This window comes from Streptomyces chiangmaiensis (assembly GCF_036281785.1).
Classification (GTDB): Bacteria; Actinomycetota; Actinomycetes; order Streptomycetales; family Streptomycetaceae; genus Streptomyces; species Streptomyces chiangmaiensis.
The window spans coordinates 1-23,314 of record NZ_JAYWVC010000130.1; the positions used below are offsets into that span (position 1 = coordinate 1).

The 23,314-nt window shown below is 70.8% G+C and carries 22 protein-coding genes; 15 read left to right on the forward strand and 7 right to left on the reverse strand.

The annotated features are described in order from the left end of the window. The 3 genes from VXC91_RS29135 to VXC91_RS29145 all read left to right on the forward strand — a co-directional run. Positions 1-95, forward strand: a 95-nt coding sequence (locus tag VXC91_RS29135) for an acyl-CoA dehydrogenase family protein (protein ID WP_329510346.1), incomplete at its 5' end; no start/stop codon positions are given. Positions 96-116: 21 nt separating this feature from the next. Beyond that, positions 117-1,331: an acetyl-CoA C-acetyltransferase gene (locus tag VXC91_RS29140; protein ID WP_329510327.1), complete on the forward strand. Its 1,215-nt coding sequence runs from the start codon at positions 117-119 to the stop codon at positions 1,329-1,331. 32 nt (positions 1,332-1,363) lie between these two features. Beyond that, positions 1,364-3,550 (forward strand): 3-hydroxyacyl-CoA dehydrogenase NAD-binding domain-containing protein, encoded by a 2,187-nt coding sequence (locus VXC91_RS29145; RefSeq protein WP_329510328.1) that lies wholly within the window; start codon positions 1,364-1,366, stop codon positions 3,548-3,550. A 31-nt stretch (positions 3,551-3,581) separates the two neighbouring features. Here VXC91_RS29145 and VXC91_RS29150 read toward each other — a convergent pair whose 3' ends face one another. Then, the gene (locus VXC91_RS29150; protein ID WP_329510329.1) at positions 3,582-4,295 is read right to left on the reverse strand and encodes a MerR family transcriptional regulator; all 714 of its coding nucleotides are present in this window, start codon (positions 4,293-4,295) and stop codon (positions 3,582-3,584) included. A 211-nt stretch (positions 4,296-4,506) separates the two neighbouring features. On the opposite strand from VXC91_RS29150, the gene VXC91_RS29155 reads away from it, so the two are divergent. Continuing rightward, positions 4,507-5,526, forward strand: coding sequence for an oxidoreductase (locus VXC91_RS29155; RefSeq protein WP_329510330.1), 1,020 nt, complete (start codon positions 4,507-4,509; stop codon positions 5,524-5,526). 80 nt (positions 5,527-5,606) lie between these two features. Continuing rightward, entirely contained in the window at positions 5,607-7,247 is a 1,641-nt protein-coding gene (locus VXC91_RS29160) for an ABC-F family ATP-binding cassette domain-containing protein (protein WP_329510331.1), read from the forward strand. Positions 7,248-7,432: 185 nt separating this feature from the next. On the opposite strand, the gene VXC91_RS29165 is transcribed toward VXC91_RS29160, so the two are convergent. The 3 genes from VXC91_RS29165 to VXC91_RS29175 form a co-directional block, all read right to left on the reverse strand. Further along, entirely contained in the window at positions 7,433-9,787 is a 2,355-nt protein-coding gene (locus VXC91_RS29165) for a Tex family protein (protein ID WP_329510332.1), read from the reverse strand. Between the two features lie 143 nt (positions 9,788-9,930). Next, positions 9,931-10,068, reverse strand: a complete 138-nt coding sequence (locus tag VXC91_RS29170; protein WP_329510333.1) for an LPFR motif small protein — start codon at positions 10,066-10,068, stop codon at positions 9,931-9,933. Positions 10,069-10,122: 54 nt separating this feature from the next. After that, positions 10,123-10,989: an SCO6745 family protein gene (locus tag VXC91_RS29175; RefSeq protein ID WP_329510334.1), complete on the reverse strand. Its 867-nt coding sequence runs from the start codon at positions 10,987-10,989 to the stop codon at positions 10,123-10,125. A gap of 113 nt (positions 10,990-11,102) precedes the next feature. Between VXC91_RS29175 and VXC91_RS29180 the strand changes: the two genes are divergently transcribed. Both VXC91_RS29180 and VXC91_RS29185 read left to right on the forward strand, forming a co-directional pair. Beyond that, the gene (locus VXC91_RS29180) at positions 11,103-12,056 is read left to right on the forward strand and encodes a GlxA family transcriptional regulator (protein WP_329510335.1); all 954 of its coding nucleotides are present in this window, start codon (positions 11,103-11,105) and stop codon (positions 12,054-12,056) included. A gap of 55 nt (positions 12,057-12,111) precedes the next feature. Continuing rightward, positions 12,112-12,747 carry a DJ-1/PfpI family protein gene (locus VXC91_RS29185; RefSeq protein WP_329510336.1) on the forward strand — a complete coding sequence of 212 codons (636 nt, stop codon included), beginning with the start codon at positions 12,112-12,114 and terminating at the stop codon, positions 12,745-12,747. Here the strand turns inward: VXC91_RS29185 and VXC91_RS29190 are convergent. Next, a complete protein-coding gene (locus VXC91_RS29190) occupies positions 12,734-13,483 on the reverse strand; it encodes an enoyl-CoA hydratase/isomerase family protein (protein ID WP_329510337.1) in 750 nt (249 codons plus the stop codon). The genes VXC91_RS29185 and VXC91_RS29190 overlap by 14 nt on opposite strands. A gap of 269 nt (positions 13,484-13,752) precedes the next feature. Here VXC91_RS29190 and VXC91_RS29195 point away from each other — a divergent pair, with 269 nt between their 5' ends. After that, on the forward strand, positions 13,753-14,262 hold the full coding sequence (locus tag VXC91_RS29195) for an ATP-binding protein (protein ID WP_329510347.1): 510 nt from the start codon (positions 13,753-13,755) through the stop codon (positions 14,260-14,262). A gap of 65 nt (positions 14,263-14,327) precedes the next feature. On the opposite strand, the gene idi is transcribed toward VXC91_RS29195, so the two are convergent. Further along, positions 14,328-14,921 carry an isopentenyl-diphosphate Delta-isomerase gene (gene idi, locus VXC91_RS29200; RefSeq protein ID WP_329510338.1) on the reverse strand — a complete coding sequence of 198 codons (594 nt, stop codon included), beginning with the start codon at positions 14,919-14,921 and terminating at the stop codon, positions 14,328-14,330. A gap of 311 nt (positions 14,922-15,232) precedes the next feature. Then, a complete protein-coding gene (gene galE / locus VXC91_RS29205) occupies positions 15,233-16,213 on the reverse strand; it encodes a UDP-glucose 4-epimerase GalE (RefSeq protein ID WP_329510339.1) in 981 nt (326 codons plus the stop codon). A gap of 387 nt (positions 16,214-16,600) precedes the next feature. On the opposite strand from galE, the gene VXC91_RS29210 reads away from it, so the two are divergent. From VXC91_RS29210 to VXC91_RS29240, 7 genes are all read left to right on the forward strand, one after another. Next, positions 16,601-18,442 carry a DUF5941 domain-containing protein gene (locus tag VXC91_RS29210; protein ID WP_329510348.1) on the forward strand — a complete coding sequence of 614 codons (1,842 nt, stop codon included), beginning with the start codon at positions 16,601-16,603 and terminating at the stop codon, positions 18,440-18,442. After that, positions 18,439-19,191 (forward strand): phosphocholine cytidylyltransferase family protein, encoded by a 753-nt coding sequence (locus VXC91_RS29215; RefSeq protein ID WP_329510340.1) that lies wholly within the window; start codon positions 18,439-18,441, stop codon positions 19,189-19,191. Before VXC91_RS29210 ends, VXC91_RS29215 begins: the two co-directional genes overlap by 4 nt. Continuing rightward, complete coding sequence (locus VXC91_RS29220) at positions 19,179-20,240, forward strand: iron-containing alcohol dehydrogenase family protein (RefSeq protein ID WP_329510341.1); 1,062 nt, start codon at positions 19,179-19,181, stop codon at positions 20,238-20,240. Before VXC91_RS29215 ends, VXC91_RS29220 begins: the two co-directional genes overlap by 13 nt. Next, positions 20,218-20,997 carry a CDP-alcohol phosphatidyltransferase family protein gene (locus VXC91_RS29225; RefSeq protein WP_329510342.1) on the forward strand — a complete coding sequence of 260 codons (780 nt, stop codon included), beginning with the start codon at positions 20,218-20,220 and terminating at the stop codon, positions 20,995-20,997. The genes VXC91_RS29220 and VXC91_RS29225 overlap by 23 nt, the downstream gene beginning before the upstream one ends. After that, positions 20,994-21,878 carry a glycosyltransferase family 2 protein gene (locus tag VXC91_RS29230; RefSeq protein WP_329510343.1) on the forward strand — a complete coding sequence of 295 codons (885 nt, stop codon included), beginning with the start codon at positions 20,994-20,996 and terminating at the stop codon, positions 21,876-21,878. The genes VXC91_RS29225 and VXC91_RS29230 overlap by 4 nt, the downstream gene beginning before the upstream one ends. A 100-nt stretch (positions 21,879-21,978) precedes the next feature. Beyond that, positions 21,979-22,908: an ABC transporter permease gene (locus VXC91_RS29235; RefSeq protein ID WP_329510344.1), complete on the forward strand. Its 930-nt coding sequence runs from the start codon at positions 21,979-21,981 to the stop codon at positions 22,906-22,908. Continuing rightward, positions 22,901-23,314, forward strand: a 414-nt coding sequence (locus VXC91_RS29240) for an ATP-binding cassette domain-containing protein (protein WP_329510345.1), incomplete at its 3' end; no start/stop codon positions are given. The genes VXC91_RS29235 and VXC91_RS29240, both read left to right, overlap by 8 nt.

The window sequence follows — 23,314 nt, forward strand, 5'->3', positions numbered from 1 at the left end:
TGGCCAGGGCCTTCACCGACGGCCGCATCCAGACCATCTACGGCGGGACCACCGAGATCATGAAGGAGATCATCGGTCGTTCCCTGCTCGGCTGACCCTCCCCGAAAGGCTTACCAGTGAGCACCGAAGCGTATATGTTCGACGCGATCCGCACCCCGCGCGGGCGCGGCAAGGCCAACGGAGCCCTGCACGGCACCAAGCCCATCGACCTGGTGACCGGACTCATCCATGAGGTCCGGCGACGGTTCCCGGACCTCGATCCTGCCGCCATCGACGACATCGTGCTCGGGGTCGTGGGCCCGGTCGGCGACCAGGGCTCCGACATCGCCCGCATCGCCGCGATCGCCGCCGGGCTCCCCGACACCGTGGCCGGTGTCCAGGAGAACCGCTTCTGCGCGTCCGGTCTGGAGGCCGTCAACTTGGCCGCCGCCAAGATCCGCTCGGGCTGGGAGGACCTGGTGCTGGCGGGCGGCGTGGAGTCGATGTCGCGGGTGCCCATGGCCTCCGACGGCGGCGCCTGGTTCGCCGACCCGATGACCAACATGGCCACCAACTTCGTGCCCCAGGGCATCGGCGCCGACCTCATTGCCACCATCGAGGGCTTCTCCCGGCGGGACGTCGACGAATACGCGGCGCTGTCCCAGGAGCGGGCCGCGGCCGCCTGGAAGGACGGCCGCTTCGAGAAGTCCGTGGTGCCGGTGAAGGACCGCAGCGGCCTTGTCGTCCTCGACCATGACGAGCACATGCGGCCGGGCACGACGGCCGACTCACTGGCCAAGCTGAAGCCGTCCTTCGCGGACATCGGCGAGCTCGGCGGTTTCGACGCGGTGGCGCTCCAGAAGTACCACTGGGTCGAGCAGATCGACCACGTCCACCACGCGGGCAACTCCTCGGGCATCGTGGACGGCGCGGCCCTCGTCGCCATCGGCTCGAAGGAGATCGGTGAGCGCTACGGGCTGCGGCCGCGGGCCCGGATCGTCTCCGCCGCGGTGTCCGGCTCCGAGCCGACGATCATGCTGACCGGACCCGCCCCCGCCACCCGCAAGGCGCTCGCCAGGGCCGGGCTGACCATCGACGACATCGACCTGATCGAGATCAACGAGGCGTTCGCCGCGGTCGTGCTGCGCTTCGCCAAGGACATGGGGATCTCGCTGGACAAGGTCAACGTCAACGGCGGCGCCATCGCCCTGGGCCACCCGCTCGGCGCTACCGGTGCGATGATCCTCGGCACGCTGGTGGACGAACTGGAGCGGCAGGACAAGCGGTACGGGCTGGCCACGCTGTGCGTGGGCGGCGGCATGGGCATCGCCACCGTCGTCGAGCGCGTCTGACCTTCCCCAACGGATCCTACGGAGCACCCCTGATGAGACTTGAGTCCACCACCATCCGCTGGGAGCAGGACGACAGCGGGATCGTCACCCTCGTCCTCGACGACCCCAACCAGTCCGCGAACACCATGAACCAGGCGTTCAAGGACTCGATCGCGGCGATCGCCGAGCGTGTCGAGGCCGAGAAGGACTCCATCCGCGGCATCATCTACACCTCCGCCAAGAAGACCTTCTTCGCGGGCGGCGACCTGAAGGACATGATGAAGGTCGGCCCGGCGGAGGCCCAGCAGGCGTTCGACACCGGCACCGCGATCAAGAGTTCCCTGCGGCGTATCGAGACCCTCGGCAAGCCGGTCGTCGCGGCCATCAACGGCCCGGCCCTGGGCGGCGGTTACGAGATCGCCCTCGCCTCCCATCACCGCGTCGCCCTGGACGCCCCCGGTTCCAAGATCGGCCTCCCCGAGGTCACTCTCGGTCTGTTGCCGGCCGGCGGCGGCGTCACCCGCACCGTGCGTCTCATGGGCATCGCCGACGCCCTGCTGAAGGTGCTGCTCCAGGGCACCCAGTACTCGCCACGGCGCGCCCTGGAGAACGGCCTGGTGCACGAAGTGGCCGCGACCCGTGAGGAGATGCTCGAGAAGGCCCGCGCCTTCATCGACGCCAACCCCGCATCCCAGCAGCCGTGGGACAAGCCGGGCTACAAGATCCCGGGCGGCACGCCGTCCAACCCGAAGTTCGCCGCCAACCTGCCCGCCTTCCCGGCCAACCTGAAGAAGCAGCTGAACGGCGCTCCCTACCCCGCACCGCGCAACATCCTCGCGGCAGCCGTCGAGGGCTCTCAGGTGGACTTCGAGACCGCCCTGACCATCGAGGCGCGCTACTTCACCGAGCTGGTCACCGGGCAGACCGCGAAGAACATGATCCAGGCGTTCTTCTTCGACCTCCAGGCCGTCAACTCCGGCGCCAACCGCCCCAAGGGCATCGAGCCCCGGCAGGTACGCAAGGTCGCCGTGCTCGGCGCCGGGATGATGGGCGCGGGCATCGCCTACTCGTGCGCCCGTGCGGGCATCGAGGTCGTCCTCAGGGATGTCTCGCTGGAGGCGGCCGTCAAGGGCAAGGGCTACTCCGAGAAGCTGTGTGCCGAGGCGGTCGGCAAGGGGCGTACGACCCAGGAGAAAGCGGACGCGCTGCTCGCCCGCATCACGCCCACCGCCGAGGCCGCCGCCCTCGCGGGCTGTGACGCCGTCATCGAGGCGGTGTTCGAGGACCCGGCGCTCAAGCACAAGGTGTTCCAGGAGATCGAGACCATCGTCGAGCGGGACGCCCTGCTGTGCTCCAACACCTCGACCCTGCCGATCACCGCGCTCGCCGAGGGCGTGGAGCGGCAGTCCGACTTCATCGGGCTGCACTTCTTCTCACCCGTCGACAAGATGCCGCTCGTTGAGATCATCAAGGGGAAGCGGACCGGCGAGGAGGCGCTGGCGCGAGCCTTCGACCTGGTCCGGCAGATCAACAAGACGCCGATCGTCGTCAACGACTCGCGAGGCTTCTTCACCTCCCGGGTGATCGGCCACTTCATCAACGAGGGCGTCGCGATGGTCGGCGAGGGCATCGAGCCCGCCTCCGTCGAGCAGGCGGCTGCCCAGGCAGGCTACCCGGCCAAGGTTCTCTCCCTGATGGACGAGCTGACGCTCACCCTGCCGCGCAAGATCCGTAATGAGTCCAAGCGGGCGATCGAGGAGTCGGGCGGCGCCTGGACCCCGCACCCCGCGGAGGCCGTCATCGACCGCATGGTCGACGAGTTCGGCCGCATCGGCCGCAGCGGCGGCGCAGGCTTCTACGAGTACGGCGAGGACGGCAAGCGCGGACGGCTGTGGCCGGGCCTGCGGGAGCACTTCACCAAGCCGGGCCACACGATCCCGTTCGAGGACATGCAGGAGCGCATGCTGTTCTCCGAGGCGCTGGACACCGTCCGGCTCCTGGAGGAGGGCGTCCTGACGTCCGTCGCCGACGCCAACATCGGCTCGATCTTCGGGATCGGTTTCCCCGGCTGGACCGGTGGCGTCCTGCAGTACATCAACGGCTACGCCGACGGTGCCGGTCTCCCCGCCTTCGTGGCCCGCGCCCGGCAGCTCGCCGAGCGCTACGGCGAGCGGTTCACGCCCCCCGCGCTGCTGGTGGAGAAGGCGGACAACGGGGAGCGGTTCACCGACGCGCGCTGACGCGAACCGGTCCGCGCGGGTCGGCCCGGGGTCAGGAGTCCCCGTGCGGACCCGCCTCCGGGAGCCACTCCCGCAGTTCCTCCTTCAGGGAGCGCTGGAAGGTGGTGAGCAGGGCCTGCACCACCAGCGGGTGCATGTGCGCGGACAGTGACTTCACCGCCGTGGAGTCACTGTCCGCGACCGCGTCGCGGAACAGGCGCGAGAGTTCGTGTGCCGCCGCTCGCGAGTGTTCGATGAGCACGCTGCGGGCCGCGAGGATCGTCTCCAGGCCGAAGGGCACGTCGAGGAGCTGGACGCCGAGCCGGAGGAGCCCGGGGTCCACGCGGTACGCGCCGTCGCCCGGCACGGCCACGTTCATCGCCGCCAGCCGCTCCAGTTCCTCCTCGCCGAGCGGCCGTCCCGCCCGCCGCTCGAGCTCCGCACGGGTCATCGTCTCCGCCGCGTCCGGCGCCCAGGACGCCACGACGGCTCGATGGATGGCGAGGTCCCGAGGGGTCAGGTCCCCCGGTAGCTGTTGCAGATAGCGCTCGATCGCCGCCAGTGTCATGCCCTGGCGCTGCAACTCCTCGATGAGCGCCAGCCGGGCCAGGTGCCCGGGACCGTAGTGGCCCACGCGCCGCGGGCCGATCACGGGCGGCGGCAGCAGACCCTTGGCGCTGTAGAAGCGGACCGTGCGGACCGTGACGCCCGCCTGCGCGGCCAGATCGTCGACGGTGAGCGTCGGCTCCTCGGTCTCGGTCGTCATGTGCAGCAGTATCGCTGTCTCACCACTGCTGTGACACCCGACCGGAACACGCATGACGGCACGACCGCCAGGTGAAGTCCGTGCGGTGATCATGAGAAGAGCCGCTGTGTGACGTGCGCCATCGCATGCCCGGCGATCTCCTCGCGTGGGGACGCCGGTGGAATGTCCCTTTCCGTGCTCACATCGCTGCGAGTGTGGGGATACTCACAACATGTCTGCCGAGTACGCGACCTTCGGCCTGGCACCGGCGATGCGTGCCGGTGGCGTCCTCGCCAACGGTGACTACCAGGTGCACCGGGACTTCGTGGACTTCGTCGTCGACGGGCGCTCGCTGCTGTTCCGGCTCTCCGACCTGGACGCCGTATCTCCGCTCGCCTCCGACATACCGCCCGCGATCTTCACCGCTCAGGTGCGCGGTCTGCTGCTGGAGAGCGACGCGCCACTCGAGGGCTGCCGCCACATCATCTACGGCTGCCCGGAGTGCGAGGACCTGGCCTGCGGGGCCGTCACCGCGGTCATCGAAAAGGACGGCGACGACTACGTGTGGCGGGACTTCGTCTGGCAGACCGACGAGCAGGCGGACCTGGAGCTCAACGGTTATCACGGAATAGGGCCGTTCCGCTTCCATGGTGACGCGTACCGCCGCGCGCTCCACACCCTGCTCGACGGCGGTTCGGCCGAGCGGAGCCGCGCGCTGCTGATCGGCCCGCGTGTCGCCGGCCTCGCCCGGCTCGCCGCCGCACTGCGGAGCATCGGTGTCGGTGCGGACATCGCGCAGGACGCCACCGATGTGCCCGCCGAGGAATTGCGCACCTACGGCGCAGTCGTCTTCGGGCACGCGATCGGCGAACGGGAACGCGCCGGCGTCCGGGAGTCGTTCGGGCGCGCCGGGGTCGAAGTGGCGTACGTCGACGCACTCGCTCCCATCGTCCCGCTCCTCGTCGCCCAGATCGAACAGGCCCTGGACCGCAACCCGGCGGAGCGGCGCCGGCTCACCCACCTGGCGGCCGGCGGCGGTACGGCGGACGTCGAGGTCGCCGCCGCATGCCGGGTCAGCCTCACCACCTACCGCCAGGACCGACTGCACCGCGTCCACACGCACGAGGCCTTCGACGACGTGCTGGCAGCCGGCCGCCATCGCATCGCCCTCGACCCGAGGGCGACGAAGGGAGAGGCCTTCGTGGTGGCCAGGACGTCGGGTGGAGTGCTGGTGGCGGCGGTGGCGCGCTGAGCGGACGCCCGGAGCGTCTCCCGGCCGGCGGCTCATGCCGTTGGGCGCGCCGTCCCGCGGTCGTTAGGATCAGCGGTCTGATGACTGCCACCCTCGTCGCCAAGGACCTCGCCGCCGCACACGGTGACCGCTCGCTCTTCTCCGGGCTCGACCTCGTCGTCGCGCCCGGCGACGTGATCGGGCTCGTCGGTGCCAACGGAGCCGGCAAGTCCACCCTGCTGCGGATGCTCGCCGGACTGCTCGCCCCGGAGCGGGGACAACTGCGCCTGTCCCCGCCGACCGCGACGGTCGGCCACCTGCCGCAGGAGCCGGAGCGCAGGCCGGGCGAGTCGGTGCGCGCGTTTCTGGCGCGCCGCACGGGCGTGGCCGAGGCCCAGCGTCTGATGGACGCGGCGACGCAGGGGCTTGTCGACGGGGCGCCCGGCGCCGACGACGCGTACGCGGTGAGCCTGGAGCGCTGGCTCGGCCTCGGCGGCGCGGACCTCGACGAACGCGCCGAGGAGGTCGCGGACTCGCTCGGCCTGGGGGTCGGCCTCGACCAGCCGATGACCGCCCTGTCCGGCGGCCAGGCGGCCCGCGCCGGCCTCGCCTCGCTGCTGCTGTCCCGCTTCGACGTGTTCCTGCTCGACGAGCCGACGAACGACCTCGACCTGGACGGCCTGGAGCGCCTGGAGCGCTTCGTGTCCGGGCTGCGGGCCGGCACGGTGGTCGTCAGCCACGACCGCGAGTTCCTCACCCGCACCGTCACCAAGGTCCTCGAACTGGACCTCGCGCAGCGGCAGATCAACCTGTACGGCGGCGGATACGAGGCCTACCTGGAGGAGCGGGAGACGGCCCGCAGGCACGCCCGCGAGGACTACGAGGAGTACGCCGACAAGAAGTCCGCTCTCCAGGAGCGGGCCCAGATGCAGCGGGCCTGGATGGACAAGGGGGTCAGGAACGCGCGGCGCAAGGCGGGCAACGACAACGACAAGATCGGCCGCAAGTTCCGCAGCGAGGCCAGCGAGAAGCAGGCCGCCAAGGCCCGGCAGACGCAGCGCCAGATCGAGCGCCTCGAGGCCGTCGAAGAGCCCCGAAAGGAGTGGGAGCTACGCATGGAGATCGCGGCGGCCCCGCGTTCGGGCTCCGTCGTCGCCACGCTCCGGGACGCGGAGGTCCGGCGCGGCGACTTCACGTTCGGTCCGGTGACCCTGCAACTCGACTGGGCGGACCGGGTGGCGGTGACGGGTGCCAACGGCGCGGGGAAGTCGACGCTGCTCGGTGCGCTGCTGGGCCGCGTCCCGCTGGACTCGGGCCACGCCGCCCTCGGTTCGGGCGTCCTGGTCGGTGAGGTCGATCAGGCGCGCGGGCTCTTCCACGGCCCCGAGGCCCTGCTGGACGCGTTCTGCGCCGCCGTCCCCGCCACGGAGCCGGTCGAGGTCCGCACGCTGCTCGCCAAGTTCGGCCTGAAGGCGGATCACGTCCTGCGCCCGGCGGCGACCCTCTCCCCGGGCGAGCGCACCCGGGCCGCACTCGCCCTCCTCCAGGGCAGGGGCGTCAACCTCCTCGTCCTCGACGAGCCGACCAACCACCTCGACCTCCCGGCCATCGAGCAACTGGAATCGGCCCTGGACTCCTACGAGGGCACTCTGCTTCTGGTCACCCACGACCGCCGGATGCTGGACGCCGTCCGTGTGACCCGTCGCCTGGAGGTGGCGGACGGCAAGGTGACCGAACGCTAGTGCTGCGACCGGAAGTGCGTCGCGAGCGTCCTGGAGGTACAGGAGAAGATCCGCCCCGTGATCAGACCCGGACATGGCGTCGATCTGCCGGGCACGCGCTGCCGGCATACGGCTTTCGTCACACACAAAGACGAAGGGAGGGGCCCGGACCCCCGCGGCACACGTGGGATCCGGGCCCCTGTGCCTCAGCGGCGGCCGTTCTTCGGGTCGAGCAGGCCGGCACGGCGCAGGGCGTCGGCCATCGCGCTGTTGGCCGGCGGGGGCGCCTGCCGGGAGCCGCCGCCCCGGCGTGGCTGCCGCTGCTGCGGGGCTCGCCCACCACGCTGCTGGCGACCGCCACCGCCGTTCTGCTGCGGTGCGCCCTCGTCGTCCAGACGCAGCGTCAGCGAGATCCGCTTGCGCGGGATGTCGACGTCCAGCACCTTCACCTTGACGATGTCGCCCGGCTTCACCACGTCCCGCGGGTCCTTGACGAACGTCTTCGACATCGCGGAGACGTGCACGAGGCCGTCCTGGTGGACGCCGACGTCCACGAAGGCGCCGAAGGCGGCGACGTTCGTGACAACGCCCTCCAGGATCATCCCGGACGACAGGTCGGAGATCTTCTCGACGTCCTCCTTGAACGTGGCGGTCCTGAAGGCGGGCCGCGGGTCGCGGCCGGGCTTCTCCAGTTCCTTGAGGATGTCGGTCACGGTCGGCAGGCCGAACGTCTCGTCCACGAAGTCGGACGGCTTCAGCGAACGCAGCACTCCCGTGTTGCCGATCAGCGAGGCCACCTCCTGGCCCGCCGTCTTCACCATGCGCCGGACGACCGGGTATGCCTCGGGGTGCACGCTGGACGCGTCCAGCGGATCGTCACCGCCGCGGATCCGCAGGAAGCCCGCGCACTGCTCGTACGCCTTGGGGCCGAGCCGTGCCACGTTCTTCAGCTGCGAGCGCGATGTGAACGGGCCGTTGGAATCGCGGTGGGCCACGATGTTCTCCGCGAGCCCGGAGGAGATGCCGGAGACCCGGGCGAGCAGCGGAGCCGACGCCGTGTTGACGTCCACCCCCACGCCGTTCACACAGTCCTCGACCACCGCGTCGAGCGAGCGCGACAGTTTCACCTCGGACAGGTCGTGCTGGTACTGACCGACACCGATGGACTTCGGGTCGATCTTCACCAGTTCGGCGAGCGGGTCCTGCAGGCGGCGGGCGATGGAGACCGCGCCGCGCAGCGACACGTCCAGGCCCGGAAGCTCCTGCGAGGCGAAGGCCGAGGCCGAGTACACCGAGGCGCCCGCCTCCGACACCATCACCTTGGTGAGCTTCAGCTCCGGGTGCTTGGTGATCAGTTCGCCGGCGAGCTTGTCCGTCTCGCGGGACGCCGTGCCGTTGCCGATCGCGACAAGATCGACCGTGTGCTCCTTGGCCAGGCGCGCCAGCTTGGCGATCGCCTCGTCCCACTTGTTGGCCGGTACGTGCGGGTGGATGACGTCCGTCGCGACGACCTTGCCGGTCGCGTCCACCACCGCCACCTTCACACCCGTTCGGAACCCGGGGTCCAGGCCCAGCGTCGCGCGCGTGCCGGCCGGGGCCGCGAGCAGCAGGTCGCGCAGGTTCGCGGCGAAGACCGCCACCGCCTCGTCCTCGGCGGCCGTGCGCAGCCTGAGGCGCAGATCGATGCCGAGGTGGACGAGGATCCGGGTGCGCCAGGCCCAACGGACGGTGTCGAGCAGCCACTTGTCGGCGGGGCGGCCACGGTCGGCGATCCCGAAGCGGTTCGCCACGATCCCCTCGTACGACGACGGCCCCTCCGTCGGCTCCTCCGGCTCCAGGACGAGGTCGAGGACCTCCTCCTTCTCGCCGCGCAGCATCGCGAGGATGCGGTGCGAGGGCAGCTCGGTGAACGGCTCGGCGAAGTCGAAGTAGTCGGCGAACTTGGCGCCCGCCTCCTCCTTGCCGTCCCGCACCTTGGCGGCCAGGCGCCCGCGCACCCACATCCGCTCGCGCAGCTCGCCGATCAGGTCGGCGTCCTCGGAGAACCGCTCGGTGAGGATCGCCCGCGCGCCGTCGAGCGCGGCCTGGGGATCGGCCACCCCCTTGTCGGCGTCGACGAAGGCGGCGGCCGCGGCGAGCGGCTCGACCGTCGGGTCGCCCAGCAGTCCCTCGGCCAGCGGCTCCAGACCCGCCTCACGCGCGATCTGTGCCTTCGTGCGCCGCTTCGGCTTGAACGGCAGGTAGATGTCCTCCAGGCGCGCCTTCGTCTCGGCGCCCCGGATCTGGGCCTCCAGCTCCTCGGTGAGCTTGCCCTGCTCGCGCACCGACTCCAGAATCGCCGTGCGCCGTTCTTCCAGCTCCCGCAGATAGCGCAACCGCTCCTCGAGCGTGCGCAGCTGCGCGTCGTCGAGCATCTCGGTCGCTTCCTTGCGGTAGCGGGCGATGAAGGGCACCGTAGAGCCGCCGTCGAGCAACTCGACCGCGGCCTTCACCTGCCGCTCCCGTACGCCGAGCTCCTCGGCGATCCTGCCTTCGATGGACCCTACGAGGGGTGTCGTCACGATCCCGTACCGCCTTCTCCACTGAGGTTGCGCGGCAATTGTGGCAGGTCGCAACGGCAACAGGAGATCAGGGCGGGGGCCCGGGCGGTTCCGGGTCGCGCGGGGCGGTCCCGGATGCCGTACCGCCGCGGGCGAACGGCCGCTCAAGCCCGGCGGGCACCGCCGCGCGACGGGCCCGGCGCCGCGCCGAACAGCCTGGCCAGAGCATGGAAGGGCAGGGCCACCAGCCTGCCGACGGCGCTGCCGATCCGGCGCAGTACGTCTGCGATCGCACCGAACACGAGCTTCCCCTTTTCCTCTTCCCGGCGTGCCCGCCGGGAAGAGGTCCGGGTACCTCATCCCTTGCCGGTCATGCCCTGGGGAAAGGCCCCGGCCGCGAACGCCCGGGCGAGGAAATCCCCGGCCAGCTCCGTGAGCCGTTCGACCCCCGCGGCGCCGAGGTGCTCGTAGGGAGCCCGGTCGAGACGGTCGGTCTCCACCTCGATCTCCTTGCGCAGTGCGGTTCCCGCCGCGGTCAGCCCGCCGTCCGCCTCGATCAGCCCGCGCTCGCGCAGTCGCGCCGATGCGGCGTCCCAGTCCTCCCCGCTCCAGCCGCGGGTGGCCAGCACCCACTTCGGGGTCATGCCCTTGCCCGTGGCGGTGTGCGTCACCACCGCTTCCAACGGGCCGAGTTCGGCACCCAGCAGCACCGTGAGATGGCCGTCGCCACGGTGTTCGCGCAACAGCGTGGCCGCGTGCCAGAACGCCAGATGGGGCTCGTCGGGCGCGGGCAGAGTAGCGTGCGCGGCGTACAGGGGGCGTGTGTGTGGAGTGCACGCCTCCGTCGCGCGCAGTGCGAGCTGCGCTGCCTCGGCCATCTCCCTGGAGGCGACGGTCTCCTCGCCGAGCAGCCGCCGCAGCGTCGCGTCGACGGCACGCGCGCGTGCCGCGAGCACCACCTCGGGAGACGCGGTCTCCCATACGGCGGGCACACGCCGCGCCACCGTTTCGGGCCGGAAGTTGTAGAACGTCGCCGTCACCACGCCCGCGCCCACCGGCCCCATCGCGGCGGCCCGTACCGAGAAGTAGGCGGCCTTGGGGTCCTCGATCCCCACGGCGGTCAGTTCCCGTTCCAGATCCGGTGAGAAGTAGTGCGTCGAGTGCAGCGGGTTGATCAGATTGTGGCAGCGCCGCCCGGCGCGCTCGGGCAGGGGAATCGTCATGCCGCGAAGGTTACCGACTGGTCGGTACGCAGTGAACGGGTGCGCATGCGATGGCAGGAAAGGTGGGTTGTTCGTCATTGCGGCCATCCCGCCACCCGCGAAGAATCGACGCCATGCGCACCCTGCTGGTCGTCCTCTTCGACGAGGTGCAGAGCCTCGACGTCACCGGCCCTGTGGAGGTCTTCGCGGGGGCCGAAGCCTGCTGCCCCGGGAGCTACCGCCTCGTCACGGCCTCCCTGGACGGCGCCCCCGTCCGCACCTCCAGCGGTCTGACGCTCGTTCCCGACCACGCCCTCGCCGGCGCACCGGCGCCCCACATCCTGCTCGTCCCCGGTGGCCGGGGCACCCGGAGCCCCGACCCGCGCCTCGTGGACTGGCTGCGCGAGCACGGCCGCCGCGTCGACCGCCTGGTCTCCGTCTGCACCGGGGCGATCCTCCTCGCCCGCGCGGGCCTCCTGGACGGCCGCCGCGCGACCACCCACTGGGCCTACTGCGACACCTTGGCCCGCCGTCATCCGGAGATCGACATCGACCCCGACCCCATCTATGTGCGCGACGGCCATGTCGCCACCTCGGCCGGCGTCACCTCCGGCATCGACCTCGCTCTCGCGCTCGTCGAGGAGGACCTGGGCCGCGAGACCGCGCTGACCGTCGCCCGCCATCTCGTCGTCTTCCTGCGCCGCCCCGGCAACCAGGCCCAGTTCAGCGCCCAGCTCGCCGCCCAGACCGCCCGGCGCGAGCCGCTGCGCGAGGTCCAGCAGTGGATCAGCGAGCACCCCGGCGACGACCTCTCGGTCGAGTCGCTCGCCGCTCGCGCCCGGCTCTCGCCGCGCCACTTCGCCCGCGCCTTCCGGGCCGAGACCGGGATGACACCGGGCCGCTTCGTCGACCGGGTGCGCCTGGAGCACGCCCGCCGGCTCCTGGAGGACACCGCGGGCGGCGTCGAGGAGATCTCCCGCGCCAGCGGCTACGGCACGCCCGAGGCGATGCGCCGGGCCTTTGTGAAGGCCCTCGGCGCAGCCCCGGCGGAGTACCGGCGCCGTTTCCGTCCGGCGCCCGCCCTCTGATCACCTCCGACCGCACGGCCACCCATCGAGACACATCGAGACCGAAGGGATGTACATGCAGATCGCGATCGTCCTCTACGACCGGTTCACCGCCCTCGACGCCGTGGGCCCCTACGAGACCCTTGTCCGGCTCCCCGGCGCGGAGACCGTCTTCGTCGCCGAGCGGACCGGGCCGGTGCGCAGTGACACCGGAGCTCTCGCGCTCACCGCCGACAGGACGCTGGAGGAGGTGCCCGCCCCCGGCATCGTGGTCGTCCCGGGCGGCCCAGGCCAGACCGCTCAGATGGAGAACGAGGCCCTGCTCGACTGGCTGCGCTCTGCCGACGCCAGCAGCACGTGGACGACGTCCGTGTGCACGGGGTCGCTGCTGCTCGCCGCCGCCGGACTCCTCCAGGGCCGCCGGGCCACCTCGCACTGGCTGGCCCTGGACGTCCTCGGGCGGCTCGGTGCGCAGCCCACGGGAGAACGCGTCGTGTTCGACGGCAAGTACGTCACGGCCGCCGGAGTCTCCTCCGGCATCGACATGGGGCTCACCCTGCTCGGCCGCATCGCGGGTGACGAGCACGCCCAAGCCGTACAGCTGCTGACCGAGTACGACCCGCAGCCGCCCTACGACGCGGGGTCCCCGCACAAGGCGCCCGCGCACCTCGTCGAGAAGTTCCGTGCGGAGAGCCGCTTCACCCTGACGTAGTCCAGGTGAACCGCGGTTGTCTGCGCTCCAGGAACGCGGCGACACCCTCCGCGGTGTCGCCGCTGCCGCGTGCCTGTTCGGCCCAGTGGGCGTCCCGGTCCGTGCGCCCGTTCGCGAACTCCTTGGCCGCGGCCTGCGTCAACTGCGAGCGGGAGGCCAGCACGCGGGTGAACTCGGCGACGCGCTTGCCGAGTTCGCCCTGCGGAAGCACCTCGTCGAGCAGACCCGTGCGCAGCGCCCGTGCCGCATCGATCAACTCGCCGGAGAACAAAAGGTACTTGGCCGTACCGGGGCCGACCAGCGACGTGAGCCGGCGGGTGGAGGAGGCCGGGTAGACGATCCCCAGCTTCGCCGGCGTCACCCCGAACAGCGCGCCCTCCTCGGCGAACCGCAGATCGCAGGCCGCAGCGAGCTGCGACCCGCCGCCCACGCAGTGCCCGCGGATCGCCGCGAGGGTCGGCTTCGGGAACGCGGCCAGCGCCTCCTCGGCCAGCACGGCCAGCGTCTGCGCCTTCTGAGGCGATCCCCGCAGCGTGGAGATGTCGGCGCCCGCGCAGAACGTTCCGCCCTCACCGGTGAACATCAGTACCCGGACGGCCGGATCGGCGGCCAGCCCGTCGAGGAGCGGCGGCAGCGCCTCCCACATGCCGGCGGTCATGGCGTTCCGCTTGGCCGGGTGGTGGATGACGACGGTCGCGACCCCGTCGGTGACGCGGTGCAGCAGCTGCGGCTCCATACGCCGGATGCTATCCGCAGCCGCCGCACGCACGATCAAGAAGGTCCGGCGCCACGGACGGGCGGGCGGGGATGGAACCCGTACAACCCGAAGAGTTCGGAAGTCGACGACAACGGGGACAGGACCGGTCACCCGGCCGACCACGTCATACGCCAATGGTCAGATGTCGTCGAAAATCGCTGACTTCTGTTCAGTCATTCGGGACGGACCAGCGCATTCCCAACACTCGAGATGTGGTGACAATCGAGCGCAAGGGTGGCGACCGGACGATGGAGAACCGAGGGCGAGGGTCTGGCCCGCGCCCTGAAGGCGGCGGGCACGTGCCGGACGGTCGCGCGGCACCGGGACCGCTGCCGTACGAGGGGGTGTGGCGGTTCACCGCCGCCGCCGTGGACGCCTCGGTGCCGCAGGCGAGGCACGCCGTCCGCGACCTGCTCGGCCGTCAGGGCGTGCCCGCGTCGGACGACACCGTGCAGGCCCTGCTGTTGATCGTGTCCGAACTGGTCACCAACGCGGTCCGGCACGCGGCGCTGCTGTCGCCGACACTCGCCGTGGAGGTCGCCGTCGGACCCGAGTGGGTGCGGGTGTCGGTGGAGGACGAGCATCCCTACCGGCCGAGTGCCCTGGAGGCCGACCACGGCCGGACCGGCGGCCGGGGACTGCTCCTGGTCCGGGAGATCACCAGGGAGGCGGGCGGGGTGTGCGACGTCGAGCACACCGCGAGCGGCGGCAAGGTGATCTGGGCCGCCCTGCCGCTCAAGCACCCGGGATTCGTATAAGGAGGCGTCGGAACGTGTGGACCGGATGAGTCCGTCCGGACGGTGGTGCAGGACGGACTTCAGGGTCACCAGCCCGCCGACGGCTCCGTCAGTTCCCTGATCGCCGGACGCGCCGCATCCAGGACCGTCATGAACCACGACGAGAACGTGTCCTTGGAGTGCCTCTCCGCCAGCTCCTCGGCGGTCACGAAGGCCGTCGCCCCCACCTCCTCCGGGTCCGGGTGCAGGGGGGACTGCACCAGACCGACGAAGAGGTGGTTGTACTCCTGTTCCACCAGGCCCGAATCCGGGTCCGGGTGGTTGTAGCGGACCGTGCCCGCCGCCGCCAGCAGCGACGGCGAGACGCCGAGCTCCTCGTGGGTGCGCCTCGCCGCTGCCGCGAAAGGCGCCTCGCCCGGATACGGGTGGCCGCAGCAGGTGTTCGACCAGACACCGGGGGAGTGGTACTTGCCCAGTGCCCGCTGCTGGAGCAACAGCCGCCCCTGCCCGTCGAAGAGGAACACCGAGAACGCCCGGTGGAGCTGCCCCGGCGGTTGATGGGCGGCGAGCTTCTCCGCCGTGCCGATCGTGGTGCCGTTCTCGTCGACGAGCTCCAGCAAGATGGCCTCGGCGGTGCCGTTCGAGGAACGGTGTGTCGCGCTGGCAGGTGTGATCGGCATACCCATCCTTCGCATTGGTTGTCCAGCCCCAAGTCTGCCGTACGAATCCGGCACTCCTGGCGCTTCGTGACCCCCGCATGTCCCGCCACTGCCGTACGGCCCCGCACGGAACGGACGCCGTGAGCGGCGGGATACCTGATCGTGCCCGCACCCCGGGAAAGGGAACCGCCGCGCCGGGTCGTGCGCCCCGGACGGACGGTGCCGGCTTGCGGGCCGTGCTCTGGCGTACCCCTGTACACCACTGCACGTGTCGTGCCACGCCCCAGGTGCGGGAGCGCACCGGCACGGCGCTTACGCCTCAGGCGCCCCGGTCAGTCGCGTCGCGCCTCTGGATGATGCAGCAGCCAGCCGCGCCAGGCCGACTCCACCATCTCGCGCACCCCGCGCCGGGCGCTCCAGCCCAGCTCCCGCTCGGCCAGCGCGGACGACCCGACCGCACGGGGGGCGTCACCGGGACGGCGCGGCCCGACGACCGCGGGGGTGGTGTCCCCGGTCACCTCGCCGATGAGGGTCACCAGCTCCCGCACCGACACTCCCTCGCCGCGCCCGATGTTCACGGTGAGGTCACCGGTCGCACCGCCGGCCAGCCGCCTGGCCGCGGCGAGATGCGCGTCGGCGAGATCGGCGACATGGATGTAGTCGCGCACACACGTGCCGTCCGGCGTCGGGTAGTCGTCGCCGAAGATCCGCGGGGCCTCGCCGCGGGTGAGCCGGTCGAAGACCATGGGCACCACGTTGAAGATGCCGGTGTCGGCCAGCTCCGGTTCGGCGGCACCCGCCACATTGAAATACCGCAGGCACATGGTCGCGATGCCGTGCGCCCGCCCCGCGGCACGCACCAGCCACTCGCCGGCGAGCTTCGTCTCGCCGTACGGGCTCATCGGGGCGCAGGGCGTGTCCTCCGTGATGAGGTCCGCATCGGGGTTGCCGTAGACGGCCGCGGACGAGGAGAACAGGAACCGCTTGATCCCCGCCCCCGCCACCGCGTCCAGCAGCGTCGCCAGACCGCCCAGGTTCTCCTGGTAGTAGCGGACCGGCTCGGCCACGGACTCGCCGACCTGCTTGCGCGCGGCGAGATGGACCACACCGGTCACCGCGTGGTCGGCGAGGACCCGCTTCAGCAGCTCACCGTCCGATGCGGAGCCCTGGACCAGGGGGATGCTCTCCGGGAGACGTGCAGGCACACCGGCCGAGAGGTCGTCCAGGACGAGGACGCGCTCACCGTCCGCGGCCAATGCCCGTGCCACATGTGCCCCGATGTATCCGGCCCCGCCGGTGATCAGCCATGTCATGGCCCCTCACCCTATGCCCGTCAGGTGAACACGGTCCCGGTAGGGATTTCAGTGGAAGAACCCCTCACAAAGGGATGGAAGCTCCCGATGCATATGTAATGGGGCGAAGCGTGCGTACTGGTGCGAATGTTGCGTTCTCCGGTGATCGTGATGCCGTGATTGCGTTGTTCTGCGGCCATGGTTTGTGGCGCGTACGCCCGATCCCTGATGATGATCGCGGCGGCGGTGAGGCAGGACGGGTTGATCGGCCCATGAACGGCCGGTGAACACCGGCTTCCAGGCATCCGATACCCTCTGCCGACATGCCGCCCGGCCCCTGTCCCGGGTGTCCCACACCACACACATGCCCGACGTCCGCAGGCGACGGGCCCCAGGGAGTGAGTTCGTCTGTCGACCGCCATCCTGACCGGTCAGCCGTCCCCCGGATCGTCGCTCGAGGTCGATCTGCGGTCCCTCGGCTTCGACGTGCGGGTCGCCACCGACGCCGGTGACGCCGAGACACTCCTCGCCGCCGTGCCGGCGGACCAGCGGGTCGCGATCGTCGACGCCGGGTTCGTGGGCCATCTGCATGCGCTGCGCCTCGGCCTCACCGACCCCCGCTTCCCGGCCGCCGCGGTGCCGGGCGCCGTCACGGCCCAGCCCGCCGCCCGCCAGGCGCTGACCCGCGCCCTGGCTCGCGAGAACTCCGCAGCGATCGGCGGTGCGTCCCCCAGGCTGCCGGCCGCGGTCGAGCCGGGAGGCGCCCCCACCGACACCGACAACCTCGCCGAGCGCATCACCGGGGCCCTCGACGCCGACGGCGTACCCGTCCACCGCCCCGAACTCGGCACGCTGGTGGCCGCCGTCCCCACCGACCCGCAGTCCCGCAACGAGGCCCGCCAGGCGGTCGCGGCCGTCGACGACGAGGCCATACGTCTGCGCAGCGCAGTCAAGGCCCGCGACGGCTTCTTCACCACGCACTTCATCAGCCCGTACTCGCGCTACATCGCCCGCTGGTGCGCCCGCCGCGGTCTCACCCCGAACCAGGTCACCACCGCCTCACTGCTCACCGCCCTGATCGCGGCGGGCTGCGCGGCCACCGGGACGCGCGGCGGCTTCGTCGCCGCGGGCATCCTGCTGATCCTCTCCTTCGTCCTCGACTGCACCGACGGCCAGCTCGCCCGGTACTCGCTGCAGTACTCCACGCTCGGCGCCTGGCTGGACGCCACCTTCGACCGTGCGAAGGAGTACGCGTACTACGCGGGCCTCGCCCTCGGCGCCGCCCGTGGCGGCGACGACGTCTGGGCGCTCGCCCTCGGGGCGATGATCCTGCAGACCTGCCGGCACGTCGTGGACTTCGCCTTCAACGAGGCCAACCACGACGCGACGGCCAACACAAGCCCCACCGCGGCCCTCTCCGACCGCCTCGACAGCGTCGGCTGGACCGTCTGGGTGCGCCGGATGATCGTCCTGCCGATCGGTGAACGCTGGGCCATGATCGCCGTTCTCACGGCGGTCACCACACCGCGCATCACCTTCTACGCCCTGCTCATCGGCTGCGCCTTCGCCGCCACCTACACCACGGCGGGCCGCGTACTGCGCTCCCTGACGCGTAAGGCCCGGCGGACCGACCGGGCGGCGCGGGCGCTGGCCGACCTGGCGGACAACGGGCCGCTCGCCGAGGCAGTGGCCGGGTGGCGTGGCGCGAACACGCGGATCCGCTTCGGCGCGCCCGTGCTGCTCGCCGCCATCGGCGTCGCGGCCCTCGCCGCGGCACTCCTCTCCGGTGACCACTGGGCCGCCGTCGCCGGAGCCGCCGTCTATGCCGTCACGTCCGGTCTGGCCCTGTCCCGGCCGCTGAAGGGCGCCCTGGACTGGCTGATCCCGCCCTTCTTCCGCGCCGCCGAATACGGCACCGTCCTGGTGCTCGCCGCCCAATCCGAGGTGAACGGAGCGCTTCCGGCAGCTTTCGGACTGGTGGCGGCCGTCGCCTACCATCACTACGACACGGTGTACCGCATCCGCGGCGACGCCGGCGCGCCGCCGCATTGGCTGGTGCGCGCGATCGGGGGGCACGAAGGGCGGACGCTGCTGGTCACGGTCCTGGCCGCGGTACTTGCCGCGGACGGGTTCACGCTCGCGCTCACGGCTCTCGCCGGTTACGTGGCCCTGCTGGTGCTCGTCGAGAGCATCCGCTTCTGGGTGTCCTCCGGGGCGCCCGCCGTACACGACGAAGGAGAACCCGCATGATCGGCCTCGTGCTGGCGGCCGGCGCCGGACGGCGTCTGCGCCCCTACACCGACACCCTGCCAAAGGCTCTGGTGCCGGTGGGGCCCGCGGGCATAGAGGACGGCCCCACGGTGCTCGACCTCACCCTCGGCAACTTCGCCGAGATCGGTCTGACCGAGGCCGCGATCATCGTCGGCTACCGCAAGGAGGCCGTGTACGAGCGCAAGGAGGCCCTCGAGCGCAAGTACGGCCTGAAGCTCACCCTCATCGACAACGACCGGGCCGAGGACTGGAACAACGCCTACTCCCTGTGGTGTGGCCGTCACGCCCTCGAGGACGGCGTGATCCTCGCCAACGGCGACACCGTGCACCCGGTCTCCGTCGAGCGGACGCTCCTGGCCGCCCGCGGCGACGGCAAGAAGATCATCCTCGCCCTTGACACGGTGAAGAAGCTCGCCGACGAGGAGATGAAGGTCGTCGTCGACCCCGACAAGGGCGTCCAGAAGATCACCAAGCTCATGGAGCCCGCCGAGGCGACCGGCGAGTACATCGGCGTCACCCTCATCGAGGGCACTGCCGCCGCGGAGCTGGCCGACGCATTGAAGACGGTGTGGGAGACCGACCCGCAGCAGTTCTACGAGCACGGCTACCAGGAGCTCGTCTACCGCGGCTTCCGGATCGACGTCGCACCGATCGGGGACGTCCCGTGGGTCGAGATCGACAACCACGACGACCTGGCCCGGGGACGGGAGATCGCGTGCCGCTACTGACGAGGCTCATCCCCTCGCCGGTCGTCGTCGACATCCGTCCGGGTGCCCTCGACGACCTGGCGACCTTGCTCGCGGACGAGCGCATCTCGCACTCGGGCAAGCTGGCCGTGGCGGTCAGCGACGGTTCGGGCGCGCGGCTGCGTGAGCGGCTCGCCCCCAGCCTGCCCGGCGCCACCTGGTACGAGGTCGGCGGCGGCACGCTCGACGACGCGGTCCGACTGGCCGGTGACATGAAGGCCGGTCACTACGACGCGCTCGTGGGCCTGGGCGGTGGCAAGATCATCGACTGCGCCAAGTTCACCGCCGCGCGTGTCGGCCTGCCGCTGGTCGCCGTGCCCACGAACCTCGCGCACGACGGACTGTGCTCACCGGTGGCGACCCTCGACAACGACGCGGGCCGCGGCTCGTACGGCGTGCCGAACCCGATCGCCGTCGTCATCGACCTGGACATCATCCGCGAGGCGCCGGCGCGCTTCGTGCGCGCGGGCATCGGTGACGCCGTGTCCAACATCTCCGCGATCGCGGACTGGGAGCTGGCACACCGCGTCAACGGCGAGAAGATCGACGGTCTCGCTGCGGCGATGGCCCGGCAGGCCGGTGAGGCGGTGTTGCGCCACCCGGGCGGCATCGGGGACAACGATTTCCTCCAGGTGCTGGCCGAGGCGCTGGTCCTCAGCGGTATCGCCATGTCGGTGTCGGGCGACTCCCGCCCGTCCTCCGGCGCGTGCCACGAGATCAACCACGCCTTCGACCTGCTGTTCCCCAAGCGCGCGGCCGCGCACGGAGAGCAGTGCGGACTGGGCGCCGCCTTCGCGATGTACCTGCGTGGAGCACACGAGGAGTCGTCGTACATGGCCCGGGTGCTCCGCCGGCACGGGCTGCCCGTGCTGCCGGAGGAGATCGGCTTCACGGTGGACGAGTTCGTCCAGGCCGTGGAGTTCGCCCCGCGGACCAGGCCCGGCCGCTACACGATCCTCGAACACCTCGACCTGAAGACCGACCAGATCAAGGACACCTACGTCGACTATGTCAAGGCCATCGGTAGCTGAACTCCGCCCCGTCGTCCACCCGGCAGGGGTGAAGGACCGGCGCAGCGGCGAGCACTGGGCGGGACGCCTCTACATGCGCGAGATCTCGCTGCGCATCGACCGCTATCTGGTGAACACCAGGATCACGCCCAACCAGCTGACCTACCTGATGACGGTCTTCGGCGTCCTCGCCGCCCCGGCCCTGCTGGTGCCGGGTGTGGCGGGCGCCGTGCTCGGCGTGGTGATGGTCCAGCTCTACCTGCTCCTCGACTGCGTCGACGGTGAGATCGCCCGCTGGAAGAAGCAGTTCTCGCTCGGCGGGGTGTACCTGGACCGGGTCGGCGCTTATCTGTGCGACGCTGCCGTGCTGGTCGGTTTCGGCCTGCGCGCCGCCGACCTGTTCGGCTCCGGGCGGATCGACTGGCTGTGGGCCTTCCTCGGCACCCTCGCCGCCCTCGGTGCCGTCCTGATCAAGGCCGAGACCGACCTCGTCGGAGTCGCCCGGCACCAGGGCGGTCTGCCGCCGGTCAAGGAGGCGGCGTCCGAGCCGCGCTCGTCCGGCATGGCGCTGGCCCGTAGGGCCGCCGCGGCGCTGAAGTTCCACCGCCTCGTCCTCGGCATCGAGGCGTCCCTGCTGATCCTGGTCCTGGCCGTCGTGGACGCGATCCGGGGCGACCTGTTCTTCTCCCGGCTCGGGGTCGCGGTGCTGGCGGGCATCGCGCTGCTGCAGACGGTCCTGCACCTCGTGTCCATCCTCGCCTCCAGCAGGCTGAAGTGAGCGGCGCCATAAAGGTCGGGGCCGTCATCATCACGATGGGCAACCGACCGGCCGAGCTCCGGGCCCTCCTGGACTCGGTGACCAAACAGGACGGCGACCCCGTCGAGGTCGTCGTGGTAGGCAACGGCTCGCCGGTGCCGGACGTCCCCGACGGCGTTCGCACGGTGGAACTGCCCGAGAACCTCGGCATCCCCAGCGGCCGCAATGTGGGCATCGAGGCCTTCGGGCCCGGTGGCAGCGACGTGGACATCCTGCTCTTCCTGGACGACGACGGCCTGCTCGCCTCCAACGACATTGCCGAGCTGTGCCGACAGGCCTTCGCGGCGGACCCGGAGCTCGGGATCATCAGCTTCCGCATCGCCGACCCCGGCACCGGCGAGACCCAGCGACGGCATGTGCCGCGACTGCGCGCCTCGGACCCGATGCGATCCTCCCGGGTCACCACCTTCCTGGGCGGAGCCAACGCCGTCCGCACGAAGGTCTTCGCCGAGGTGGGGGGTCTCCCGGACGAATTCTTCTACGCCCATGAGGAGACGGACCTGGCCTGGCGGGCCCTGGACGCGGGCTGGATGATCGACTACCGCTCGGACTTGGTGCTGTACCACCCCACGACCGCCCCCTCCCGGCACGCGATCTACCACCGTATGGTCGCCCGCAACCGGGTCTGGCTGGCCCGTCGCAATCTGCCCGCCGTCCTCATCCCCGTATACCTGGGCGCCTGGGTGCTCCTGACGCTGCTGCGCCGCCCCTCGCGGGCCGCCCTCCAGGCGTGGTTCGGCGGGTTCCGGGAGGGCTGGACGACCTCGTACGGCCCACGGCGGCCCATGAAGTGGCGTACGGTGTGGCGGCTCACACGACTGGGCCGGCCTCCGGTGATCTGACAAGCTCGAGGGAAGGAAACCGGCGGGCGGGACCCTCACCCCGGCTCCCACCCGTGTGCGGCAGGGCCGCGCATCCCGGAAACGGAGAGTTTGCCGACCTGTGAGTGAGACGACACATGACGGTGCCGTCGCGGTGAGTGACCGCCCGTCGTCCGACGAAGGCCTGACCGCGACCGAGCTGGCCGCCAAGTACGGGCTCGCGGTCAGCGGAGCCCGGCCCGGACTCGTCGAGTACGTCCGTCAGCTGTGGGGACGGCGTCACTTCATCCTCGCCTTCTCGCAGGCGAAGCTCACCGCCCAGTACAGCCAGGCCAGGCTGGGCCAGCTGTGGCAGGTCGCCACCCCGCTGCTGAACGCATGCGTGTACTACCTGATCTTCGGGCTGATCCTGAAGGTCAGCCGGGGCATGCCGCAGGGCACGTACATTCCGTTCCTGGTGACCGGCGTGTTCGTGTTCACCTTCACCCAGAACTCGATCATGGCCGGGGTGCGGGCGATCTCCGGCAACCTGGGCCTGGTGCGCGCCCTGCGCTTCCCCCGGGCCGCGCTACCCGTCTCGTTCGCGCTGCAGCAGCTCCAGCAGCTGCTGTTCTCGATGATCGTGATGTTCCTCGTGGCGGTGGGGTTCGGTAGCTATCCGCGCCTGTCCTGGCTGCTGATCGTTCCGGTGCTGGTGCTGCAGTTCCTCTTCAACACCGGTCTCGCGCTGATCGTGGCGCGGCTGGGTGCCAAGACCCCGGACCTGGCCCAGCTGATGCCGTTCGTCCTGCGAACCTGGATGTACGCGTCCGGTGTCATGTTCTCGCTGCACCAGATACTCGCCGGGCGCCCCGCATGGGTCATCCGTGCGCTGCAGGTGAACCCGGCCGCGGTCTACATGGACCTGATGCGTTTCGCCCTCATCAGGGGCTACGGTTCCGAGAACCTGCCACCGCACGTCTGGGTCATAGCGCTGTTCTGGGCCGTTGTGTTCTTCGTGGGCGGGTTCGTGTACTTCTGGAAGGCGGAGGAGCGGTACGGTCGTGGCTGAGCAGAACACCGGGGCCAGGGTGCCCACCGTGATCGCGGACGAGCTGCACATCGTCTACCGCGTCAACGGCGCCAAGGCCGGGAAGGGCAGCGCGACCGCCGCGCTGAGCCGAATCCTCCGGCGCGGCGAGGAGCGCGGAGTGCGCAAGGTGCACGCGGTCAAGGGTGTGTCGTTCGTCGCCTACCGGGGTGAGGCCATCGGGCTGATCGGTTCGAACGGCTCCGGCAAGTCCACCCTGCTGCGGGCCATCGCCGGTCTGCTGCCTGCCGAACGGGGCAAGGTCTACACCGACGGCCAGCCCTCGCTGCTCGGCGTGAACGCGGCCTTGATGAACGACCTGACGGGCGAGCGGAACGTCGTCCTGGGCGGCCTCGCGATGGGTATGTCCCGGGAGGAGATCAAGGCC

Coding starts and splice junctions, on each gene's coding strand:
- VXC91_RS29145 (WP_329510328.1), top strand. CDS start 1,364: ATGAGACTTGAGTCCACCACCATCCGCTGGGAGCAGGACGACAGCGGG.
- VXC91_RS29150 (WP_329510329.1), bottom strand. CDS start 4,295: ATGACGACCGAGACCGAGGAGCCGACGCTCACCGTCGACGATCTGGCC.
- VXC91_RS29155 (WP_329510330.1), top strand. CDS start 4,507: ATGTCTGCCGAGTACGCGACCTTCGGCCTGGCACCGGCGATGCGTGCC.
- VXC91_RS29160 (WP_329510331.1), top strand. CDS start 5,607: ATGACTGCCACCCTCGTCGCCAAGGACCTCGCCGCCGCACACGGTGAC.
- VXC91_RS29175 (WP_329510334.1), bottom strand. CDS start 10,989: ATGACGATTCCCCTGCCCGAGCGCGCCGGGCGGCGCTGCCACAATCTG.
- VXC91_RS29180 (WP_329510335.1), top strand. CDS start 11,103: ATGCGCACCCTGCTGGTCGTCCTCTTCGACGAGGTGCAGAGCCTCGAC.
- VXC91_RS29185 (WP_329510336.1), top strand. CDS start 12,112: ATGCAGATCGCGATCGTCCTCTACGACCGGTTCACCGCCCTCGACGCC.
- VXC91_RS29190 (WP_329510337.1), bottom strand. CDS start 13,483: ATGGAGCCGCAGCTGCTGCACCGCGTCACCGACGGGGTCGCGACCGTC.
- VXC91_RS29195 (WP_329510347.1), top strand. CDS start 13,753: ATGGAGAACCGAGGGCGAGGGTCTGGCCCGCGCCCTGAAGGCGGCGGG.
- idi (WP_329510338.1), bottom strand. CDS start 14,921: ATGCCGATCACACCTGCCAGCGCGACACACCGTTCCTCGAACGGCACC.
- galE (WP_329510339.1), bottom strand. CDS start 16,213: ATGACATGGCTGATCACCGGCGGGGCCGGATACATCGGGGCACATGTG.
- VXC91_RS29215 (WP_329510340.1), top strand. CDS start 18,439: ATGATCGGCCTCGTGCTGGCGGCCGGCGCCGGACGGCGTCTGCGCCCC.
- VXC91_RS29225 (WP_329510342.1), top strand. CDS start 20,218: ATGTCAAGGCCATCGGTAGCTGAACTCCGCCCCGTCGTCCACCCGGCA.